Raw genomic sequence first — 20,809 nt, 5'->3', positions numbered from 1 at the left:
CTTTTGAGGTCGGAGCTCCCTGTTTCAGGGAGCTATTTTTATTTTTTAAGGAGAAGATGATGACAAAGTATATTTTTGTAACGGGTGGAGTAGTCAGTTCAATTGGAAAGGGAATTGTGGCAGCGAGTTTGGGACGTTTGCTAAAAAATCGTGGATTAAAAGTCACGATTCAGAAATTTGATCCCTATATCAATATCGATCCAGGGACCATGAGCCCTTATCAGCACGGAGAAGTATTTGTGACAGAAGATGGGGCGGAGACAGATCTGGATCTCGGGCACTATGAGCGTTTTATTGATATTAATCTGAATAAATACTCCAATGTGACGACTGGTAAGATTTATAGTGAGGTGCTTCGTAAGGAGCGCCGTGGAGAATACCTTGGAGCGACAGTTCAAGTCATCCCGCACATTACAGATGCTTTGAAAGAAAAAATTAAGCGGGCAGCGACGACAACGGATGCAGATGTGATTATCACGGAGGTTGGAGGAACAGTTGGAGATATTGAAAGTTTGCCGTTTCTTGAGGCCCTCCGCCAGATGAAATCAGATGTTGGGGCAGACAATGTGATGTATATCCATACTACGCTTCTACCTTATTTGAAGGCTGCAGGTGAGATGAAAACCAAACCGACCCAACACTCTGTGAAAGAGCTACGAGGTCTTGGGATTCAGCCAAACATGCTGGTCATTCGAACAGAAGAGCCTGCTGGTCAAGGTATTAAAAATAAACTGGCTCAGTTTTGTGATGTGGCACCAGAAGCAGTCATTGAATCACTTGATGTCGAACATTTGTACCAAATCCCCCTTAATTTACAAGCGCAAAAGATGGACCAAATTGTCTGTGATCACTTGAAAATTGATGCTCCGGTGGCAGATATGACCCAATGGTCTGCTATGGTGGATAAGGTCATGAATTTGAAAAAGCAGGTCAAGATTGCCTTGGTTGGAAAGTATGTAGAATTACCGGATGCCTACATTTCTGTGGTGGAAGCCTTGAAACATGCTGGTTATGCCAATGATGCAGAAGTCAAGATTGACTGGATCAATGCCAATGATGTGACAGCAGCTAACGTAGCGGATATGCTTAGGAATGCAGATGGTATTATTGTGCCAGGTGGCTTTGGACAGCGGGGTACAGAAGGGAAAATGCAGGCAATTAAGTATGCCCGTGAGCAAGATGTACCAATGCTGGGGGTCTGCCTTGGTATGCAGCTGACCTGTATCGAATTTGCTCGTCATGTCCTAGGGCTAGAAGGTGCAAACTCTTCCGAATTGGTCTCTCATACAAGCTATCCCGTCATTGACCTTATGCGTGACCAGATTGATGTGGAAGATGTGGGAGGTACTCTTCGTCTCGGCCTTTATCCATCGAAACTCAAAAAGGGAAGTCGAGCAGCAGCAGCTTATAATAATCAAGAGGTGGTGCAACGTCGTCACCGCCATCGCTATGAATTTAACAATCAATTTCGTGAACAATTTGAAGCAGCGGGGTTTGTCTTTTCAGGAGTGTCACCTGACAATCGTCTAGTCGAAATCGTGGAACTTCCGGAAAATAAATTCTTTGTTGCCTGCCAATACCACCCAGAGTTGTCCAGTCGTCCAAACCGCCCAGAGGAACTCTACACTGCCTTTGTATCTGCTGCGGTAGAAAATCAGAAGTAGGTATGAAAGGATCTTCCCCTGCTCAGGCAGGGTGGTTTTTTAATGTGAGCGAATAGAAGTTTTTATAAAATGTGCAAGTTTGTAACGACTACGGTAAAATAGGGTTTTGATACCGTGCTTGAAACACAGGGCAGTTTCTCTATTTATTTAGGAAGAAATCAGCCAGGAGATGTACCTCTTAGATTTTCTAGAGAAGATTTATTTTTTACTCTCGTATATAGTGCTTTCCTTTTAAAAGAGAATGTAGGAATCAGTTGCTACGTATAAAATAAATAGCGAACGAAGTGAGCCTTTAGCTGGTGTTCATTTTAGACGTGAGAAGATTAGGAGCTAAACGAAAATAGGAGATGGGTGACGTGCGCGATGAATACGAGGAAATCTCCTTTTTTACACAGATCTTAGTTCGGATGTAGTTACATCAAGATACAAGAGTGTTTACCGCTTGTGTCAAACGCTTCATGTCCCAACCTTCATCCGTCTGGAATAGATTGGTGAAGCAACTCCTGGATAACATAGATAATCAAAGCAGATTGGCTTGAACCACTGAGATTGATCCTCGCTTTCTAGCTTCTTAGCTCGGATAAAATGAATCCATTGGTTTCGTTTTATTGTCAGTGAGTGATGGTTTGGATATAGATTAAAAGTCTTATAAAGGGAGAGGGACGCTTAGGATTCGGTATGTTGAGACACGATTTGCTATCGCCGTAAAACTAGCGAATAAACAGGTTGAAACAACGGTCAATAAGGCTGTTAAGAACGTCCTGTATCAGTATCCTATTTGCTCTATCGCGTCGGACAATGGCTCAGAATTCAGTCGTTTATCAGACCTAAAAGGGGTTGATGTCTATTTTGCCCATCCTTATTCTTCTCATGAGAGAGGGACCAACGAGAATTTCAACGGTCTTTTGAAAGGGTTTGTCTCTCCCAAAGGGTGTCTCTCTTAACCTACTAATGACAGAAGAACTCTATCGCTAGGTTTCTGCTATCAGGAATAGACCTAGACGAATTCACAAGTATAAAACCGCACATTTTTTGTTTGGGCTAGCCCAAACAGCCTGAACACTTATTTTCTAGTCTATTGGCGAACCTGTTGCACTTGACTTGACAAGTGGCTATGGTAAATGATTTATAAAAAATCTTTAGAAAGTATTGACAAGAAATAGAGGAGCTGATATACTAGTAGGGTACTCAATCGCGGGGATGGCGGAATTGGCAGACGCGCAGGACTAAGGATCCTGTGACCGCTTTAGGTCGTGAGGGTTCAAGTCCCTCTCTCCGCATCGTTAGGGCTGGTTTGACCAGCCCTTTTTAAAAGCGCGAGAAAATTATAGAGGTACAGGTGTAGTATGGATCGAAAAGCAATTGTTCTTGCAGGAGATTATGGGTATATCCGACAGATTGAAACAGCTATTAAATCTCTTGTTTACCATAATTCTCATCTAAAGATTTATGTTTTTAACCAAGATATCCCGCAGGAGTGGTTTATTCATACTAGAAAGCTTTTACGTTCAATCTCATCTGACCTAGTAGATATTAAGTTACTAGATGTGGGGTTAAACGAAAATTGGACTTTAGATCACAATCTATGCCATATCAATTACATGACATTTGCCCGCTACTTTATCCCTCGTTTTGTGGAGGAAGATAGGGTCTTGTATTTGGATAGTGATTTGGTCGTGACAGGAAGTTTGCAGGAGCTGTTTGAAAAGGACTTTGGCTTTGAATCAAATTATATTGCTGCAGCACATGCTACTTTTGGTTTAGGAATAGGCTTTAATGCAGGGGTCATGCTTGTAAATAATCATCTATGGCGTCAGGAAGATCTCACATCTCGTCTGATTGAAACTACAAATCAAACCTATGCTCAAGTGCCAGAAGGCGATCAGACTATCTTAAATAACCTTTTTGATGGACGCTACCATCTCTTAGATGATATCTATAATTTTCAAATTGGTTATGATATGGGTGCTTATCACTATGGTCATCGGTTTATCTTTGAAAAGAGTCTCTCTCCTCTCCCTTTAATTCTTCACTATGTGTCAGGGGATAAACCGTGGAATACAAACTCTTCGGGGCGTCTAAGGGAAGTATGGTGGCAATACCATCTAATGGACTGGTCTGACATTATAGGTAAATGGCGTAATCTATATGTGCCTGTAGAAGTAAAACAATATCGCTTGAATTTGTTAGTTATCACTAATTCTTATAATGTTGAGAAAATTGATTATCTTGTACAGGCTTTACCTGATTGTAAATTTCATATTGTAGCTTTTACCAATATGGCTGGTAATCTTATGAGGCTTGCGGTCTATGAAAATGTCCATCTTCATCCTCGGGCTATTGGCTATCTTGTAGAGGACTTGATAGAGAATTGTGACTACTATTTAGATATCAATCATGAGGCTAAGTTAGATGAATTCTTAGATATGGTTAGAAATGCTGAAAAACCAGTTCTTGCTTTTGATACTACTCAATATGAAAAGTTAGAGTCACAGATTTTTTCTGTTGAGAGACCTGAAGAAATGGTTGAATTTTTGAGATAGCTATCTTTGTCTATTTTTACAAATCTTAAGCGTTTTCAAAATGGAGTAACATTAGCTTTTTTCATGAAAATGTGATAAAATAAACGATGTAGATGGGGAAACCCTAAAAAATCAAATAGGAGGCTAGAAAATGCCAGTCGTTTCAGCAGAAAAATTTGTCCAAGCAGCTCGTGACAATGGGTATGCAGTTGGTGGATTTAACACAAACAACCTTGAGTGGACGCAAGCAATCTTGCGGGCAGCAGAAGCTAAAAAAGCTCCTGTTCTTATCCAAACTTCAATGGGTGCAGCAAAATACATGGGGGGTTATAAAGTAGCTCGTAACTTGATTGCAAACCTTGTAGAATCAATGAACATCACTGTTCCAGTTGCAATTCACCTTGACCACGGTCATTATGAAGATGCGCTTGAATGTATTGAAGTTGGTTACACCTCAATCATGTTTGATGGTTCACATCTTCCAGTTGAAGAAAATCTTGAGAAAGCACGTGAAGTTGTAAAATTAGCACATGCAAAAGGTATCTCAGTAGAAGCTGAAGTAGGAACAATTGGTGGAGAAGAAGATGGAATCATCGGTTCTGGTGAGCTTGCTCCAATTGAAGATGCAAAAGCAATGGTGGAAACTGGAATTGACTTCTTGGCAGCAGGTATCGGTAATATCCACGGTCCATATCCAGCAAATTGGGAAGGTCTAGACCTTGATCACTTGAAGAAATTGACAGAGGCTGTTCCAGGATTCCCAATCGTTCTTCACGGTGGGTCTGGTATTCCAGATGAGCAAATTCAAGAAGCTATCAAACTTGGTGTAGCAAAAGTAAATGTAAATACAGAGTGCCAAATTGCATTTGCAGATGCAACTCGTGCATTTGCTCGTAGCTACGAAGCAAACGAAGCAGAATACGACAAGAAAAAACTATTTGATCCGCGTAAATTCTTGGCAGATGGTGTAAAAGCTATTCAAGCCTCTGTTGAAGAACGTATCGATGTTTTCGGTTCTGAAAACAAAGCTTAATTAGCTATAGAAATAGACAACCTCTCAATTTGAGAGGTTGTTTTTAGGTATGGAGGGTATGTAGAGGTACTAACCTAGTAACAACGAACGACAAGAAGTCAGCCAATAACACAATTAGAAAGTTGTGAAACGCGTTAGTGTGAATAAGAGGTCATAGTAGTGATGGAACTTTTGTATTAGTGTAACCTAGAAAAATGAATCCACCATAGAATGTGTGATAGGTTAGTGAACGTAATGACATTGACTTAAGGATATCCCACTTTTTGAAATGGTCGGATTGTACAATTTGGTAAGGAAGGATGAATCTTACGGTTTGTATATTTTTTGCAGTTCAAGTTCAACAGATGTTGTACCGATATCCTCTTCCTTGTAAACGTTTAAAATATTAGTAAATCCTACTGACTTCCAAAAACGTAAACCGAGATAATTGTTTGCAGAAACAACTAGTTCTGCCTTTTCTAGCTGATTGAGATTGTATGTACCTTCTAATTCCTTGATAGCGAGCTTTCCTAGACCAAGATTTCTATATTTTTGAGAAATATAAAAATGCAAAATATAGTAGCTAGATGGCGAGTCATTCAATACCCATAAATACCCAATAATGGTTTCTCCATAATAGATGCTGAAACAATGGCAGTGTTCAGCAGGAATATCAGGGATTAGCTCATTGATAGGCATGAGTGGGTGTAAAGGATCGCGCCCTTCTATTTTATTAAAATAGGGTTTAGCTTCTTCAAAGATAGGGTAGAGGGAGGTTTTTTCAGTTGTTTTAGCCTCCCTTAAGCTTACTTTTTTCATATAATGGTCTCCTGATAAATAGTCTATTGCCATCATTTTATGGCAGGGCTTGTTTTGCTTTTATACTATTAGTATATCATAGTAGGCTTCAAACCGTTGTCATGAAGGTAAAATGGAATGACTTGAACCCTATTTCCAAATAATAGGTTCCTATTGAGAGTAGCATGGATCGTTAAAGGACCGTTTTATGGGGATAGAAAAAGAGTTTAACAGAGTTCAATGGTCCCTTCGTTGATATCTATATTGTCTATAGCAGTAGCCTTTGGCTAGTTTCCTAGTCTATACTCTTTAAAAATCAAAAGGATACTTCGTCAACTTGCCTTGGTGAACGCTAGTCTACTTTTGATTTTTATTGAGTATTAGTGTTTGATTTTCTTTGGGTATAGGATATAGAAACTTTAGGAAAATGAAACACACGAATCTTTCAGCAGTACAGCTACAGAAAGATTCGTGTATTTTTTATTTCTTTTCTTCTAATTTTTTTCCAAGCTGGATGAGATACTGTTTTAAATCATCCTTGACTTGCGGGTGTTGTAAGGCATAGTCAATTGAGGTTTTCATAAAGCCAAATTTATCTCCCACATCGTAGCGGTTCCCTTTAAACTCACGGGCAAAGACACGCTGTGTTTTATTGAGAGTGTCAATGGCATCTGTTAGTTGAATCTCATTTCCTGCTCCTGGTTTTTGATTTTCCAGAATATCAAAGATTTCAGGGGTGAGGAGGTAGCGACCGATGATGGCAAGATCAGACGGTGCCTCTTCAGGTGCAGGTTTTTCCACAAAGGTATCGACACTGTATAGACCGTTGATTCCCTCCCCTTGTGGTGCAATGACCCCGTAGGAAGAGACTTCTTCATGAGGCACGGGCATAACGGCAATGGTAGAAGCATGTGTCTTGTCATAATCATTCATCAGTTGCTTGGTGAGGGGAATGGTTTTTTTATTAGTGATGTCCATTAAGTCGTCTCCAAGCATGACGATAAAGGGTTCGTTCCCAACAAAGGCTTTTGCTTGTAAGACGGCGTCTCCCAAACCACGAGGGTGACTTTGACGGATAAAATGTAGGCGAATGCCCGTTGTTTCGTCTACTAATTTTAAGAGATCATCCTTGCCTTTTTCTTTTAGGTTGTATTCCAATTCAAAATTGGAGTCAAAATGGTCCTCAATGGAGCGTTTTGATTTTCCTGTAACAACTAAAATATCTTCAATTCCTGAAGCAAGTGCTTCTTCTACGATGAATTGAATGGTTGGCTTGTCTACAATGGGCAACATCTCTTTTGCTAATGCCTTGGTGGCTGGTAGGAAGCGAGTTCCTAAACCAGCCGCTGGAATCACGGCTTTTCTAACTTTTTTTGTCATCTTTTCTCCTTTATGACCATTCATTTTCCTGACGGAATTCGCTAGACATAATATTTTTAATAGCTTCCTCAATGCTAGCCCCTTGATAGATTACACTATAGATAGCTTGGGTAATAGGCATATAGACCCCGAGTTCTTGGGCTAGTTCGTAGGCGACTTTAGTTGTTGAAATGCCCTCAATGACCATGCCCATATTGCGTTCGATGTCCTCTAGCTTTTCACCGCGTCCGAGCTGATCTCCTGCCCGCCAGTTACGTGAATGGACAGAGGTTCCTGTGACGATCAAATCGCCAACTCCAGATAGACCGCTGTAGGTCAGTGGATTGGCTCCCATTGCAACTCCTAATCGGGTAATTTCAGTCAAGCCACGGGCGATAATAGCAGCCTTGGCATTATCCCCATAGCCGAGCCCATGAAGGGCACCAGCACCCACTGCAATGATATTCTTTAGCGCACCAGCTGTTTCAACGCCGATCACATCGTTGTTGGTATAGAGGCGGAAGTAGTGATTGCTAAAAAGATTTTGGACGTATTGGGCAGTTTCTAAGTTCTTAGAAGCTGCTGAGATGAGGGTTAAGTCACGAATAATGGTTTCTTCCGCATGGCTTGGTCCAGATACCACAACAACCTCACTTCGAAGTGTAGCTGGAATCTCTTCTTCTAAAACCGTAGAGAGGCGTTTGTGGCTTTCTGGTTCCAAACCTTTAGACGCATGCATGATCACTACCTTGTGGTTCAGCTTTTCAGCGACTTGCTTAGCGACCAAGCGCATGACCTTGGTTGGGACGACCAATAGCACGGCATCAACCCCATCTAGCGCTTCGCTTAATTCTTTGTAAGCCTTGATAGCTGAATCGAGGGTAATGTCCTTAAAATAGCGTTTATTGGTATGGAAGTGGTTGATTTCATCAATCTGATCAGGGTTATTTCCCCAGATGCGGACCTCGTGACCGTTATCATTGAGAACCTGTGACAAGGCTGTTCCCCATGATCCGGGACCGAGTACGGCAATTTTTTGTTTGTTCATCTTGCTTCCTCTCTTTGGGAGTAATCAGTAGCTCTATTCTACCATACTTGTGAAAAATTTGCATGGGAACTCTTATAGTCGCTTCGTTTACTTTTTGTGCAAGTATCCTTTGAAGATTAAACTGAGGTTGACTAGGTGCTTACAGAGATTGGAAAGGGGAACCAGTTTTTTCACAATCCCATGGACTGTTAAAACGATGCAATAAAGCGGTAAGGTTGAGAAAGAAATCAGAGAGTAAGCTCCGTCAAGGCTTCATCTGAGCCCATAGTCTCAAAAATCCCGTCCTAGATAATAACATTGTTATTATCTAGGACGGGAAATACCTTTTAAAAATTCACTCCGTTCGTTATTTATTTTGCACATATCTAGAACGAAAGTACGATTCCTTATTGAAATTTTAGCATTCTATATATCTTCATATCTTCTTCCGTCTAGCTAGTATATTGTTTCTGTGATTTTCTTCCTTTCTCAGATGGGAGCTAGATTATTAGGAAAGTTCATAAGGGAGCCTGCGCTCAAACTCCCCATAGATATCTCCAACCTTCTTCTAATAATTGAGGTAGGTTCAATATAGAGATGAGAATGACGATATTGAAAAATAGACTGAGATATTCTTTATGTTTCATAACATTTCCTCCTTATACGGGTCTAACAAATAGAGATAATTTTTACGAAATCCAAATACGATGCATACTATAAATGAGTACGAACGCCATTTTTTTATTGCGCTTTGCTTTCTCTGCTGTCCTCCCTTAAACAAGAGATTGATATGTTCATCTTAGTTTTCAGGAACGGGCTATCATTTCAGGCATAGCTTTTTTGTATCTTCAATTTGATAGATATGAGTAGCGAGGTCACAGAGTCGTTCGTCGTGGGTTGCAATGATTAGGATTCTTCCTGCAGTTTGTTGTTCTTTAAAAAGCTGAAGGACGAGTTGAACATTTTCAGCATCTAGATTGGCAGTTGGCTCATCTGCTAGTAAAATATCGGGGTTTAGGACCAGACTGCGAATAATGGCGACACGTTGCTTTTGACCACCGGAAATATTTCTGACCTTCTGGGTTAAGAGACCAGCCACCTCAAATCGTTTAGCTAATCCCAGTACGGTTTGTTCAATAGATTCAACAGATAAATGAGGGTGATAAAGGGCAGGTAGGAGCAGATTTTCTTTCACCGTATAGTCCTGTATTAAGGCGAAATCTTGAGGGATATAGCCGATATGCTGATTGCGAAAGGCACTCATCGTCTCATCATCTTGAATGGCAATGGTCTTTTCTCGATAGGTATAGGATTGAATCGAAGCAGATTTCAAGCCTGCAAGAATATCTAAAAAGGTAGTCTTTCCAGAGCCAGATTTTCCCAGAAGTAAAATGATTTGTCCTGCGGAGGCTTCAAAATCTAGATTAGTAAAAATCACCTTGTCCTTATACGCTTTGCTTAAGCCTTTGATAGTAATCATCGAAATGCTCCTTTCAAACGATGGCAAGTCAAGAAATAGGCGAAGCCTAGTAGGAGACTATTGATGGCAGACAGATATAGGCTATCAGCGAGGAGTAGTCCGACTCTCATCGCCCATACTAGCAGGAAAAAAAGGGATAGACTGACGAACATTGGTATAAGAAAGAATCCCATCATATAGCGATAGAGACGTTTTCTAGTCAGACCGATTAGTCGCAAAACAGTGAGTTCTTCTTGGCAAATCTTTAGCGTTGCTCCAATTAACCATGCGACAATCACGTTTCCAAAGAGGAAAAGGATGAAGGAAACAGTAGCCCCGAAGAAGAAATTGTTCATGTAATAGCTTTTTTGAACCTGATAACGATCTTGAATGGATTGGATAGTGATTGGAAAGTGACTTTTTTGAATAGCTACTAAGAGTTGCTGATAGTCGTTTTCGCTTAGATTGTGTAGTAGCATGTCATCAAAGAAAAGTGGAGGGAGTTCGTCTGAAAGTAGGGCTATTTGGAGATCATCATCTGTCATTGGAGTTAACTCACCTCCTTGGAAATACTCAATTTTATGACTAGAGACTTTATCTGAGTAAGGAGCTATTATCTGGTAGAGAGCTGCTCGTTCTTCTTTACTTGGCTCTGTTACCAGACCGCCAGTAGTCACTGGGGGATTGTAAAGTATTTCATAACTTCCCTTTTGCCCTTCCATTTTTACTATTTCTAACATAGGATAGGCACGAATCAACTGGCTTGCTTCATTCCACAAGAAGAGATTCATCAAAAGAGTGATGAGGGTCAGTAATCCTAAGAGATACCAGCGTTTTTTTAACATGAGGAGATAGATACTTTTCATAGGCAGTTCCTTAAAAAGATACAGTAGACCAATGAATTGGTGAGAAGAAGAATGAGACAACATTCTGTTAAAATGAAAATCTCTTTCCCTATGGTTGCTTGGATAATAAAGATAAAGCATGCAAATAGGAGGATACTACAGCCCATAATGAAAACGTGTGCTTTCATATAGTCGTAGATAAAATCGATTTTTGGTTTACCCAATAAATGATGGATAGCCATTATTTGCTTGTTAGACAATAAGATGACATACATAAGGACATCGTTTACAAGGGATAAGAAAATAAAGGGGAAAAATACCCCTTTTCCATAATAGATGTAAAGGGAGAGTAATAAAATTGTCCCAATATCTAATACTGCTAATGGCAATAGGGAATGGTTGAGATTTCGTTTCATAACTCTCCTACTCTCACTATAGTTTGTAAGTAAAGGTTGTTTTAGGTGCCCAAGGATTCATAGAGTCCCAAATGGTGACACTGTCATATACTTTCCCATCATCAGTTCGCCAATTATCCTTGTAGGCTACTGCTGAACCAATGAATGAGCCGTTACGATAGTATTTTATCCAAGTACTATTTCCTCGTTGATTGGTCCAAGCTTCTCCTACATAGTAGAGTTGAAAGTGTTCGGTATTTTTGACTCCGTGAGCTTCATTCCCATAAGTAGCAGCAAAAGCTGTAATCCCATAAGTAGTTGTAGCTAGTAGGGTACATAATAGTATTGATTGTTTAAGTTTTTTCATCTTATGATCCTTTCTTTGTATAGGTTACTAATATTGATATGGTATCTACTCAACATACAGTCTCTCCTTTCCAGAGTGAATCAGAGACATGTTTCATAACTCACTAATCCTAGACAATCTTCCTCTTCCTAAGATTTTTTGTTCCTTTATAGAAAATATGGTACCATATATTTATAATATTTTCATATAATGTAAATAATATTCACATCAGAAGGAGGTGTCTGTGATGCGTTGGGATTTTGGTACAGTATTAAAAGAAATTCGGCAGGGAAAGGGGCTGACACAGCAAGCAATTTGTGGTGATTTTCTATCGCGCACAACTCTCTCGAAAATTGAGAACAATAAAGAAGTACCCAATTTAGAAAAATTTGAACATATCCTCCGACAACTAGATATGGATTTTGCAGAATTTGATTATATTTGTCACTACTATGCTCCGACGGAGAGAACTAAGATTATTGAACATTTTGAAAACTTTTCATCTAATGTACGGAAAGCCGGTGAGTTTCAAGACTTGCTTGGGGAATGTTACCATTATTTAGAAAGACATCAAGATCTTCGAGTGGAACGGATTGCCAAGCTATACGAACTATGTCTGTCCATCTGTCAGGACGGTATTGGAGATACCTCGCGCACTCTTGCCCAAGAAATGTGGCAGGAATTAGAAAAATGTGACACATGGTATCTATCAGATCTTCGCAAATTAAATATCGTCCTCATCTGCTTTTCACCAGAGCAAATGGAGAGGATTGCTGAGAAGGTCTTCTTTTCCTTAGAGAAGTATCGTGCTTTTCGAGGGTCCATTAGTAGTCAATTTTCGCTTTTGGCAAATATGGGAACTGTTTTTCTTCATGAGCGTAATGTTAAAAATTGCTTGCGAGTAACACAGAAAGCACATGAACTGGCAACTGATAGCCTGCGGGTTGATCAACTAGGGTTTACTTGGGTCCGTTTAGGGATCTGTCAGAATGATGAGGCCATGATTCAAAAAGGGCTGGTCCTCTTACGCGATGCTGATTTGAAGGAAATAGCAGACCAACTGGAAATAGAAGTGGCAGAATATGGTGTTTTAGCAAGGGAGTAGTGGTTTATCTCCCTTTTCATCATTTTTTACGAATATATAGTATAATGGTAGGTGATCGTAGACTATTTGAAATGTTAGGAGACAGACATGAAACAACGTGGATTTGAATTAGTATCATCCTTTACTGATGAGAGCTTGCTCCCAAAGCGCGAGACAGCGCATGCGGCAGGCTATGACTTAAAAGTAGCAGAGCGTATGGAACTTGGCCCAGGAGAGATTACATTAGTGCCGACGGGGGTCAAGGCTTATATGCAGGCAGGGGAGGTTCTCTATCTCTATGATCGTTCGTCCAATCCCAGAAAGAAAGGCTTGGTCTTGATTAATTCGGTTGGTGTGATTGATGGTGATTACTATGGCAATCCTGCTAACGAAGGACATATCTTTGCTCAAATGCAAAACATTACCGATCGACCTGTCGTTCTTGAAGTTGGAGAGCGAATTGTTCAAGCAGTTTTTGCTCCCTTTTTACTAGCAGATGGTGATGAAGCAAGAGGGAAGCGTACAGGTGGCTTCGGTTCAACGGGGAATTAGGCATGGCAAAGAAAAAAGCAACCTTTGTCTGTCAAAATTGTGACTACCATTCCCCTAAATACCTAGGACGTTGTCCTAATTGTAGCACGTGGTCCTCTTTTGTGGAGGAAATAGAAGTAGTAGAAGTGAAAAATGCACGGATATCCCTGACAGGAGAGCGGACTAGACCTGTTAAGCTGAATCAAGTCACTTCAAGCAATGTTAGCCGAACCAAGACCGATATGGGAGAGTTTAACAGGGTTCTAGGTGGTGGTGTAGTACCGGGTAGTCTCGTGCTGATTGGTGGGGATCCAGGGATTGGAAAATCAACCCTACTCTTACAAGTCTCGACCCAGTTAGCCAGTCGTGGGACAGTTCTTTATGTCAGCGGGGAGGAGTCGGCTGAGCAAATCAAGCTTCGGAGCGAGCGCCTTGGTGATATTGACAATGAATTTTATCTCTATGCGGAGACCAACATGCAGAGTATCCGAGCAGAGGTAGAGAGGATTCAGCCGGATTTTTTGATTATTGACTCTATCCAGACCATTATGAGCCCTGAGATTTCAAGCGTTCAGGGTTCGGTCAGTCAAGTTCGAGAGGTGACGGCGGAGTTGATGCAGATCGCAAAGACCAACAATATCGCTACCTTTATCGTAGGACATGTGACCAAGGAAGGAACGCTTGCAGGCCCTCGTATGTTAGAGCATATGGTGGACACCGTGCTGTATTTTGAAGGAGAACGCCAGCATACCTTTCGGATTTTACGTGCGGTTAAAAATCGGTTTGGTTCGACCAATGAAATTGGTATCTTTGAGATGCAGTCGACTGGATTGGTGGAAGTCCTTAATCCTAGTCAGGTCTTTTTAGAGGAGCGCTTAGACGGAGCGACAGGATCTGCGATTGTGGTGACCATGGAGGGGACACGCCCTATTTTAGCGGAAGTGCAAGCCTTGGTGACCCCGACTATGTTTGGCAATGCCAAGCGAACCACGACCGGACTTGATTTCAATCGGGCTAGTCTCATCATGGCAGTTTTGGAAAAACGAGCAGGTTTGCTCCTCCAAAATCAAGATGCCTATCTTAAGTCAGCAGGTGGTGTTAAGTTAGATGAGCCAGCGATTGACTTGGCGGTTGCTGTTGCGATTGCTTCCAGTTACAAGGACAAACCGACCAATCCTCAAGAATGTTTTATCGGAGAAATCGGGCTAACAGGTGAAATCCGTCGTATTACCCGCATTGAGCAGCGGATTAATGAAGCTGCTAAGCTAGGTTTTACTAAGATGTATGCTCCTAAAAACTCCCTTATCGGCCTTGAAATTCCTAAAGGCATCACCGTGGTTGGTGTGACAACTATTGGGGAAGTGTTGCAGAAAGTCTTCGGTTAGGTTGACTTTATTGAACAAGTAGATATCCATAGAGAAAAGTTAGAGGTTCAGGGGTGCTTCTAGCTTTTTTGAGTATGGTTTACCCAAAGATTCGGAAGTAACAGTGTACATTTCCTTTTTCAAACCTAAGCGCTGACAAAAAAATTGGAACATGGTAGTCTAGTAGGAAAAGAAAGGAAGATGAAGAGTAGGAAAGGAGTTTTGATGTCCTATTTTCAGAATTTCATGAAGGCGAATCAGGCCTATGTTAATCTGCATGGCCGATATCACTTGCCTTTGAAGCCGAAAACTAGAGTAGCGATTGTGACTTGTATGGACTCACGTTTACATGTGGCACAGGCTTTAGGATTAGCCCTAGGGGATGCTCATATCCTGCGGAATGCTGGCGGTCGGGTCACCGATGATATGATTCGCTCGCTTGTTATTTCTGAGCAGCAACTGGGGACTAGGGAAATCGTAGTCTTGCACCATACAGATTGTGGAGCTCAGACCTTTACCAATGAGGCTTTTCAGGAAGAATTGCAAGAAAAGTTGGGAATAGATGTATCCCATCAGGACTTTCTTCCCTTTACCAATGTGGAAGAAAGTGTCCGTGAAGATATGGATTTGCTTCGTCAATCACCGCTGATTCCAGATGATATTAGTATTTACGGTGCTGTCTATGATGTCGATACGGGTTGCATGACAGAAGTAGTATAGAGAAGCTTGACAGGCTTTTAAAAAAGATGTATGATATCTGTATTAGAATAATGATACAAAAGGAGTTTAAACGATGGCCGATAATCGAATGAACTACACCATTGACAGTAATATGCAATTTCCATTAGTGGAGATTGCCTTAGAAAGAGGAGAGACTGCCTACATTCAGCGAGGAAGCATGGTTTATCACACACCGAGTGTAACCTTAAATACCAAGTTAAATGCGCGTGGTGGTTCTGGTTTTGGTAAGCTCATGGGAGCTATTGGGCGTTCCGTGACATCAGGTGAGTCCATGTTTATTACAGAAGCGGTATCCAGTGCTGATGATGGCAAATTGGCGCTTGCTCCTTCTATGCCCGGGCAGGTGATTGCCCTTGAGTTAGGGGTGAAACAGTACCGCTTGAATGATGGGGCCTTCTTAGCTCTAGATGGGTCTGCCCAGTATAAAATGGAGCGCCAAAGTGTTGGTCGTGCCTTGTTTGGAGGGCAGGGTGGTTTCTTTGTCATGACGACAGAAGGAGAGGGAACCTTGCTTGCTAATTCTTTTGGCTCTATCAAAAGATTGGAATTAAGAGGTGGTAGTATTACGATTGATAATGCCCATGTAGTAGCCTGGAGTAAGGATTTGAATTATGACATTCATCTTGAAAATGGCTTCTTGCAGTCTATTGGAACAGGAGAAGGCGTGGTCAATACCTTCTCAGGATATGGAGATATCTATGTTCAAAGTTTAAATATTGAAACCTTTGCTCAAGTAATTGGTAGTCACATCATAACCGGTGGTGGAGATGGTGGTGGCAAGACTACCCTGCTGGATGCATTTTTGTAATCATAACAGGAAGAGCGGATAAGGCATTCAGTATCATTCAACAGGTTTCTTAGCCTACAGTATTTGAAAAGAGGCTCGAGGTCAAAGCCGATTTGGCATTTTCAAATCTTGTCATTAGTAGCATGTAATAAATCAGCCCTAGTGGCTGATTTTTTGGCTCAAAGCAAGGGATATGTGCTATAATAGGAACTAGTGAATGTTGACAAGGAGAGTAGTATACATGACAAAAAAGATTCGTGTGCGTTATGCACCAAGTCCAACGGGATTTCTACATATTGGAAATACTCGTACGGCATTATTTAATTATCTTTTTGCGCGCCATCATGGTGGAGCCTTTATTATTCGGATTGAGGATACCGATCGCAAACGCCATATTGAAGATGGTGAGCGTTCGCAACTTGAAAACCTGCGTTGGTTGGGAATTGACTGGGATGAGAGCCCTGAAACCCACGAACAATACCGCCAATCAGAACGCCTTGAAATTTATCAAACGTATATCAATGAACTCCTAGAAAAGGGTTTGGCTTACAAGTCCTATGTGACAGAGGAAGAATTGGCAGCAGAGCGTGAACGTCAAGAGGCAGCAGGTGAAACACCACGCTACATCAATGAATATCTTGGGATGTCAGATGAAGAAAAAGCAGCCTATATTGCCGAGCGTGAGGCAGCAGGTATCATTCCAACCGTTCGTCTGGCAGTGAATGAGACAGGTATCTACAAATGGACGGATATGGTTAAGGGTGAGATTGAGTTTGAAGGTGGCAATATTGGTGGAGATTGGGTGATTCAGAAAAAAGATGGTTATCCAACCTACAACTTTGCTGTGGTTATCGATGATCATCTGATGGAGATTTCCCATGTCATTCGTGGAGATGATCACATTGCCAATACTCCAAAGCAGCTTATGGTGTATGAAGCGCTTGGTTGGGAAGCGCCAGAATTTGGTCACATGACCTTGATTATCAACGCTGGGACAGGGAAAAAACTTTCCAAACGCGATCCAAATACAATGTCAATTGAAGCCTATCGGAAAAAAGGATATTTACCAGAAGCAATTTTTAATTTTGTGACGCTTCTTGGTTGGACACCTGGAGGTGAGGAGGAGATTTTCTCCAAGGAAGAAATCATCCGTTTGTTTGATGAGAGTCGCTTGAGTAAGTCCCCGGCTTCATTTGATTCCAAGAAGTTAGACTGGTTGAGCAATGAGTACATCAAGAAGGCAGATTTTGCAACGATTTTTGAAATGGCAAAACCATTCCTAAAAGAAGCAGGTCGCTTGACAGACAAGGCTGAAAAATTGGTAGAGCTTTATAAACCACAATTAACATCAGTGGATGAAATTGTCCCCTTGACAGATTTGTTCTTTGACGATTTCCCGGCTTTGACGGAAGCTGAAAAAGAAATCATGGCAGGAGAAACAGTACCAACCGTTCTTGCTACTTTTAAAGAAAAATTAGAAGCCTTATCTGCTGAAGAGTTCAAATCTGAAAATATCTTCCCGCAAATCAAGGCGGTTCAAAAAGAAACAGGAATTAAAGGGAAGAATCTCTTTATGCCAATCCGGATCGCTGTTTCCGGTGAAATGCACGGACCAGAATTGCCAGATACTATTTATCTGCTCGGCCGTGAAAAATCAATCCAACATTTGGACAAGATGTTGAAAGAAATTGAGAAATAAATGAAAAAGGGAGTGGAGTAGCCGTGATTTAGAAATTGCGACTGCTTCACTCCTTTACTGATCCAAAAGCTCTAAAGCGAGCAAAGTGTACCAAGGGTATATGTATCTTTTTTCTAGCATTTTTAGTCCGAGTTCACTTAAGATATGAGGACGTAAAGAAAATGGACAGAAAAATAGGGAATTGGAGCAGATGACTTCTGTCATCAAGCCGATTCATCTTTTTTCTAGCATTTTTAGTCCGAGTTCAATTCAAGTTATTAATTTATAGTTGTTTCGTTTACTTTTAGTATAGTTATTTCACTTTTAAAAACTATGTTATGGAATTAGCAAAACTGCCCTTGAGTATGTAGCATAAACAGGCATATCATAATTATCGTGCTGGTTTTAAAGTGAATTGACTATGCTAGGAAACGAGCTGCAGGCTGCTTCAACAGTCTAAGGACTGTTGAAGGTTGGAAATCATACTGACGATAGTCAGTAACAATCGTAGAGTACGGCAAAGTGAGTTCCAATCATCTAGAAGATGATTGGAAGCTGGAAATAAGGAAACGAAGTTTCCACAATTCATCTAGAAGATGATTGGAAGCTGGAAATAAGGAAACGAAGTTTCCACAATCGTTGAAGTAATAAAAGGTAAACGAAATGAGTATATCTAGTTTGTCATTTTGGGAACTAGTCTTTTTCTAAAAATAGTCGCTTGAGATATTCCTTTTGTCGTGGAATGACTGATTGTTGCTCTAAAAAAGAAGAAAGTGCTAGGTGGGGTACCCAAATAAAATCAGTCGTTTCTCCTTTTTGGAGAGTAACTGCCTGTTTTTGACAATCGACTTCTGCCCAATAGAGGTCAAAGACACACTGATGTTCATGCATGACAAAGTGATGGTGGTGAACGAGTTGGTGAGCCTGCAGTTGGAGACCTGTTTCTTCTTTTATTTCACGGAGAATAGCCATTTCGGGGCTTTCATCAAGAAGGGCTGATCCGCCAGCGCTTGCTTCGTAGTAATTCGGAAAGGTCTGTTTTTTGCTATCTCGTTTCATAAAAAGGACACTCTTATCCTTGTGGATAATGATGCATTCCACGACTAGGTGATAGAGCCCTTGAGGAATCGCTTTGCCTCGTTGTAGGATTTTATCTGTTTTTTGCCCATTTTCTAAATAGGCATTCCAGTATTCAACTATGTTTTTATCTCCTTCTCTTACTCTTAAAAATAGGAGCTAGCATTTCTTGATAATGATAACCCTCTGGCATAGTATTCTTATTTATGATTTGGTATGGAAAGGAACATATCTAGCAGTATTGTGGAGCAATGAACGTTTTTTGTCCCTATACTCACTAAAAATCAAAAGTAGACTAGCTTTCATAATTCAGAATTGTGAAAGATTGGAAATGAGAGTAGCACCGCTCATTTCCTTATAGTCGAAGCCGAAGGTAGAACGAGCGTTCACCAAGGCAAGTTGACGAGGTATCCTTTTGATTTTTAAAGAGTATTAGTATAGCGTTTTCGAATGAACTACCCTATAGATGGAAAGAAAAGACCCGTCTCCTGTTCAATACAGGTGACAAGTCTTTACCTTGTTTTTCTTTTGCTCCAAGGTTTCAAGTGCTTTGGAGGGATTGCAGAGTGCTATATTTTATAGACTTATACTACTGTTAAGCCTTAGTACAGTCCACCACTGAAAGCTCTGACAATACTCTCGTATTGATAATCAGAAGTATCGATCGTCCATTTGCCTTTTTTATTGGTCAATTTTAAGCGGAAGCCATTTCGATCACTCATATTATCTGTTACTAATGGGGTTGAATCTAGCTGACTAGGGATCTGTTCCAATAGATACTTTTCTGCTGCCTTGAGGGCGTCATTATAGTTATTGTAGTCGTTGGCATGATCTTGAGCAAACTTGGAAACCAAATCATAGGTTTTTACATTCTCTAATCCAATCGTTTCAGGACGGATATAAACTACTGCGCTATCTGGGAAGAACTCTGTTACGGTATAAGTAATTTTGGCACGTTTTGCATTTGTCTTGATATAGGCTTCTACAAAAGTGCGAAGCTCTGCCTCGGATGGTTGGTAATAACTAAATTCGCTACCGAATGTATCCATGAAGTTTTTTGTAAATTCACTTCTCTCTTTTTCGACATCATTAGCCAACGTGAAGCCAGAATCGGATTGTTTATCTGACTCTTCCTCTTCTTCTTTCTCTTTTTTATCAGAAGAGCCTAGAGTAACGACCTCAGGATTGACTGACTTGGCACTGACATTGCTCGTACCACCTGTTGTTTCACCATTTAAAAATACATCTGTAATGTATTCTTTAGCGAGGTCGGCAATCTTTTCTTTATCATCAGGATATTTGGAAGGATCGATTTTGATGACTACATCCTTGACCTCTTTCTTTAAATCGTAGTTTACAGGAGAGTAGTGCAATTCATAGCTTTCATCTTTAGACTCGACTTCGAAAACGACATAACCGGTTGTTGTCTTTCCTTCAGATAAATTTTCAAAACCAAGGTTTTTAAACTTATCGTTGGAATCGTAAACATCTAGTGACTCTTCTTTTTCATCATCAGAATTATAAAGAGAGACATTAAATTTTGAAATTTCTAATTTTTTACTGCCTTTATTTTTTATTTCGAGATTTAAAGCTAGATAGTTACTATCTGAAGATTCATCCGGTGGAAGAATATACATTCCATCCTTTATTCTAACCTCCATTTCAGCATTACCAGCAGTTTCTCCATCGGTCACTGTAGTCTCTTTGGAACCTGAGCCACATGCTACCAATACAGACGCAGCTAGGATTAACGAGGCGTAGGAAAAGATCTTTTTCATTTGTAATCTCCTTTTCTTTTTTCTATATTATTATATTATATTTCTACCTTTTCGTCAATTAAAAAAAGAGGAAAAATCAAGACCAAAGCATAAAATTTAATACATCAAGATACAGGTTGTTAAAATATATATACAATAGAAATTTGACGAAGAAGTAGAGGAGAGTTTGCCGCTAGGAAAGAGTACCTTTTTGATTAAGATTTTAGCTCAAGCTCAGTAAAAATAAGATACGAGGATGTTAAGCGAGCAAAGTAAAAATAGGAGATAGACGCAGAGGTCGATGAAGACGAGGGAACATCCTTAACAGGGTTCTACCTCATCAAGGTTATAAACTTTACTGGT

Annotated in this window: 18 protein-coding genes, 1 tRNA gene and 1 pseudogene; 11 read left to right on the top strand and 9 right to left on the bottom strand. The window is 40.5% G+C overall.

The features are described 5' to 3' along the window. Nucleotides 1–56 precede the first annotated feature (56 nt). The 5 genes and pseudogenes from ACVPON_RS00645 (at nucleotide 57) to ACVPON_RS00625 (ending at nucleotide 5,219) form a co-directional block, all read left to right on the top strand. Nucleotides 57–1,664, top strand: a complete 1,608-nt coding sequence (locus ACVPON_RS00645) for a CTP synthase (protein WP_462874991.1) — start codon at nucleotides 57–59, stop codon at nucleotides 1,662–1,664. A 683-nt stretch (nucleotides 1,665–2,347) separates the two neighbouring features. Further along, nucleotides 2,348–2,723: pseudogene (locus tag ACVPON_RS00640) on the top strand (IS30 family transposase); the annotation flags it as partial. Between the two features lie 135 nt (nucleotides 2,724–2,858). After that, a tRNA-Leu gene (locus ACVPON_RS00635) sits at nucleotides 2,859–2,944 on the top strand. A 66-nt stretch (nucleotides 2,945–3,010) separates the two neighbouring features. Next, entirely contained in the window at nucleotides 3,011–4,207 is a 1,197-nt protein-coding gene (locus tag ACVPON_RS00630; protein ID WP_462874989.1) for a glycosyltransferase family 8 protein, read from the top strand. A gap of 130 nt (nucleotides 4,208–4,337) precedes the next feature. Then, on the top strand, nucleotides 4,338–5,219 hold the full coding sequence (locus ACVPON_RS00625; RefSeq protein WP_462874986.1) for a class II fructose-bisphosphate aldolase: 882 nt from the start codon (nucleotides 4,338–4,340) through the stop codon (nucleotides 5,217–5,219). Nucleotides 5,220–5,525: 306 nt separating this feature from the next. On the opposite strand, the gene ACVPON_RS00620 is transcribed toward ACVPON_RS00625, so the two are convergent. From ACVPON_RS00620 to ACVPON_RS00590, 7 genes are all read right to left on the bottom strand, one after another. Further along, on the bottom strand, nucleotides 5,526–6,017 hold the full coding sequence (locus ACVPON_RS00620; protein ID WP_462874984.1) for a GNAT family N-acetyltransferase: 492 nt from the start codon (nucleotides 6,015–6,017) through the stop codon (nucleotides 5,526–5,528). A 459-nt stretch (nucleotides 6,018–6,476) separates the two neighbouring features. Then, nucleotides 6,477–7,376 (bottom strand): UTP--glucose-1-phosphate uridylyltransferase GalU, encoded by a 900-nt coding sequence (gene galU / locus ACVPON_RS00615; protein WP_462874982.1) that lies wholly within the window; start codon nucleotides 7,374–7,376, stop codon nucleotides 6,477–6,479. A 10-nt stretch (nucleotides 7,377–7,386) separates the two neighbouring features. Further along, nucleotides 7,387–8,403 carry an NAD(P)H-dependent glycerol-3-phosphate dehydrogenase gene (locus ACVPON_RS00610; RefSeq protein WP_462874980.1) on the bottom strand — a complete coding sequence of 339 codons (1,017 nt, stop codon included), beginning with the start codon at nucleotides 8,401–8,403 and terminating at the stop codon, nucleotides 7,387–7,389. Nucleotides 8,404–9,202: 799 nt separating this feature from the next. Beyond that, nucleotides 9,203–9,862, bottom strand: coding sequence for an ABC transporter ATP-binding protein (locus tag ACVPON_RS00605; protein WP_462874979.1), 660 nt, complete (start codon nucleotides 9,860–9,862; stop codon nucleotides 9,203–9,205). Next, nucleotides 9,859–10,707 carry a hypothetical protein gene (locus tag ACVPON_RS00600; protein ID WP_462874977.1) on the bottom strand — a complete coding sequence of 283 codons (849 nt, stop codon included), beginning with the start codon at nucleotides 10,705–10,707 and terminating at the stop codon, nucleotides 9,859–9,861. The genes ACVPON_RS00605 and ACVPON_RS00600 overlap by 4 nt, the downstream gene beginning before the upstream one ends. Next, nucleotides 10,704–11,102, bottom strand: coding sequence for a hypothetical protein (locus ACVPON_RS00595; protein ID WP_462874975.1), 399 nt, complete (start codon nucleotides 11,100–11,102; stop codon nucleotides 10,704–10,706). Before ACVPON_RS00595 ends, ACVPON_RS00600 begins: the two co-directional genes overlap by 4 nt. 16 nt (nucleotides 11,103–11,118) lie before the next feature. Further along, nucleotides 11,119–11,448 carry a hypothetical protein gene (locus ACVPON_RS00590; RefSeq protein WP_462874974.1) on the bottom strand — a complete coding sequence of 110 codons (330 nt, stop codon included), beginning with the start codon at nucleotides 11,446–11,448 and terminating at the stop codon, nucleotides 11,119–11,121. 226 nt (nucleotides 11,449–11,674) lie between these two features. Between ACVPON_RS00590 and ACVPON_RS00585 the strand changes: the two genes are divergently transcribed. From ACVPON_RS00585 to gltX, 6 genes are all read left to right on the top strand, one after another. Continuing rightward, complete coding sequence (locus tag ACVPON_RS00585) at nucleotides 11,675–12,532, top strand: helix-turn-helix domain-containing protein (protein ID WP_462874972.1); 858 nt, start codon at nucleotides 11,675–11,677, stop codon at nucleotides 12,530–12,532. Nucleotides 12,533–12,619: 87 nt separating this feature from the next. Continuing rightward, on the top strand, nucleotides 12,620–13,063 hold the full coding sequence (locus ACVPON_RS00580; protein ID WP_462874970.1) for a dUTP diphosphatase: 444 nt from the start codon (nucleotides 12,620–12,622) through the stop codon (nucleotides 13,061–13,063). A gap of 2 nt (nucleotides 13,064–13,065) precedes the next feature. Further along, nucleotides 13,066–14,427, top strand: a complete 1,362-nt coding sequence (radA, locus tag ACVPON_RS00575; RefSeq protein WP_462874968.1) for a DNA repair protein RadA — start codon at nucleotides 13,066–13,068, stop codon at nucleotides 14,425–14,427. Between the two features lie 204 nt (nucleotides 14,428–14,631). Continuing rightward, nucleotides 14,632–15,126, top strand: coding sequence for a beta-class carbonic anhydrase (locus ACVPON_RS00570; RefSeq protein ID WP_462874966.1), 495 nt, complete (start codon nucleotides 14,632–14,634; stop codon nucleotides 15,124–15,126). A 73-nt stretch (nucleotides 15,127–15,199) separates the two neighbouring features. Beyond that, a complete protein-coding gene (locus ACVPON_RS00565; protein WP_462874964.1) occupies nucleotides 15,200–15,955 on the top strand; it encodes a TIGR00266 family protein in 756 nt (251 codons plus the stop codon). 220 nt (nucleotides 15,956–16,175) lie between these two features. Beyond that, entirely contained in the window at nucleotides 16,176–17,633 is a 1,458-nt protein-coding gene (gene gltX, locus ACVPON_RS00560; protein ID WP_462874962.1) for a glutamate--tRNA ligase, read from the top strand. Between the two features lie 672 nt (nucleotides 17,634–18,305). Here gltX and ACVPON_RS00555 read toward each other — a convergent pair. Both ACVPON_RS00555 and ACVPON_RS00550 read right to left on the bottom strand, forming a co-directional pair. Further along, entirely contained in the window at nucleotides 18,306–18,713 is a 408-nt protein-coding gene (locus ACVPON_RS00555) for an NUDIX domain-containing protein (protein ID WP_462874960.1), read from the bottom strand. 578 nt (nucleotides 18,714–19,291) lie between these two features. After that, a complete protein-coding gene (locus ACVPON_RS00550; protein ID WP_462874958.1) occupies nucleotides 19,292–20,467 on the bottom strand; it encodes a DUF5105 domain-containing protein in 1,176 nt (391 codons plus the stop codon). Nucleotides 20,468–20,809 lie beyond the last annotated feature (342 nt).

Source organism: Streptococcus sp. 1F3 (assembly GCF_054968985.1).
This window is presented reverse-complemented; position numbering and strand designations above follow the sequence as displayed.

Bases quoted from the DNA above. Each gene is read 5' to 3' on its own strand.
- ACVPON_RS00645 (WP_462874991.1), top strand. From the start codon at position 57: ATGATGACAAAGTATATTTTTGTAACGGGTGGAGTAGTCAGTTCAATT.
- ACVPON_RS00630 (WP_462874989.1), top strand. From the start codon at position 3,011: ATGGATCGAAAAGCAATTGTTCTTGCAGGAGATTATGGGTATATCCGA.
- ACVPON_RS00625 (WP_462874986.1), top strand. From the start codon at position 4,338: ATGCCAGTCGTTTCAGCAGAAAAATTTGTCCAAGCAGCTCGTGACAAT.
- ACVPON_RS00620 (WP_462874984.1), bottom strand. From the start codon at position 6,017: ATGAAAAAAGTAAGCTTAAGGGAGGCTAAAACAACTGAAAAAACCTCC.
- galU (WP_462874982.1), bottom strand. From the start codon at position 7,376: ATGACAAAAAAAGTTAGAAAAGCCGTGATTCCAGCGGCTGGTTTAGGA.
- ACVPON_RS00610 (WP_462874980.1), bottom strand. From the start codon at position 8,403: ATGAACAAACAAAAAATTGCCGTACTCGGTCCCGGATCATGGGGAACA.
- ACVPON_RS00605 (WP_462874979.1), bottom strand. From the start codon at position 9,862: ATGATTACTATCAAAGGCTTAAGCAAAGCGTATAAGGACAAGGTGATT.
- ACVPON_RS00600 (WP_462874977.1), bottom strand. From the start codon at position 10,707: ATGAAAAGTATCTATCTCCTCATGTTAAAAAAACGCTGGTATCTCTTA.
- ACVPON_RS00595 (WP_462874975.1), bottom strand. From the start codon at position 11,102: ATGAAACGAAATCTCAACCATTCCCTATTGCCATTAGCAGTATTAGAT.
- ACVPON_RS00590 (WP_462874974.1), bottom strand. From the start codon at position 11,448: ATGAAAAAACTTAAACAATCAATACTATTATGTACCCTACTAGCTACA.
- ACVPON_RS00585 (WP_462874972.1), top strand. From the start codon at position 11,675: ATGCGTTGGGATTTTGGTACAGTATTAAAAGAAATTCGGCAGGGAAAG.
- ACVPON_RS00580 (WP_462874970.1), top strand. From the start codon at position 12,620: ATGAAACAACGTGGATTTGAATTAGTATCATCCTTTACTGATGAGAGC.
- radA (WP_462874968.1), top strand. From the start codon at position 13,066: ATGGCAAAGAAAAAAGCAACCTTTGTCTGTCAAAATTGTGACTACCAT.
- ACVPON_RS00570 (WP_462874966.1), top strand. From the start codon at position 14,632: ATGTCCTATTTTCAGAATTTCATGAAGGCGAATCAGGCCTATGTTAAT.
- ACVPON_RS00565 (WP_462874964.1), top strand. From the start codon at position 15,200: ATGGCCGATAATCGAATGAACTACACCATTGACAGTAATATGCAATTT.
- gltX (WP_462874962.1), top strand. From the start codon at position 16,176: ATGACAAAAAAGATTCGTGTGCGTTATGCACCAAGTCCAACGGGATTT.
- ACVPON_RS00550 (WP_462874958.1), bottom strand. From the start codon at position 20,467: ATGAAAAAGATCTTTTCCTACGCCTCGTTAATCCTAGCTGCGTCTGTA.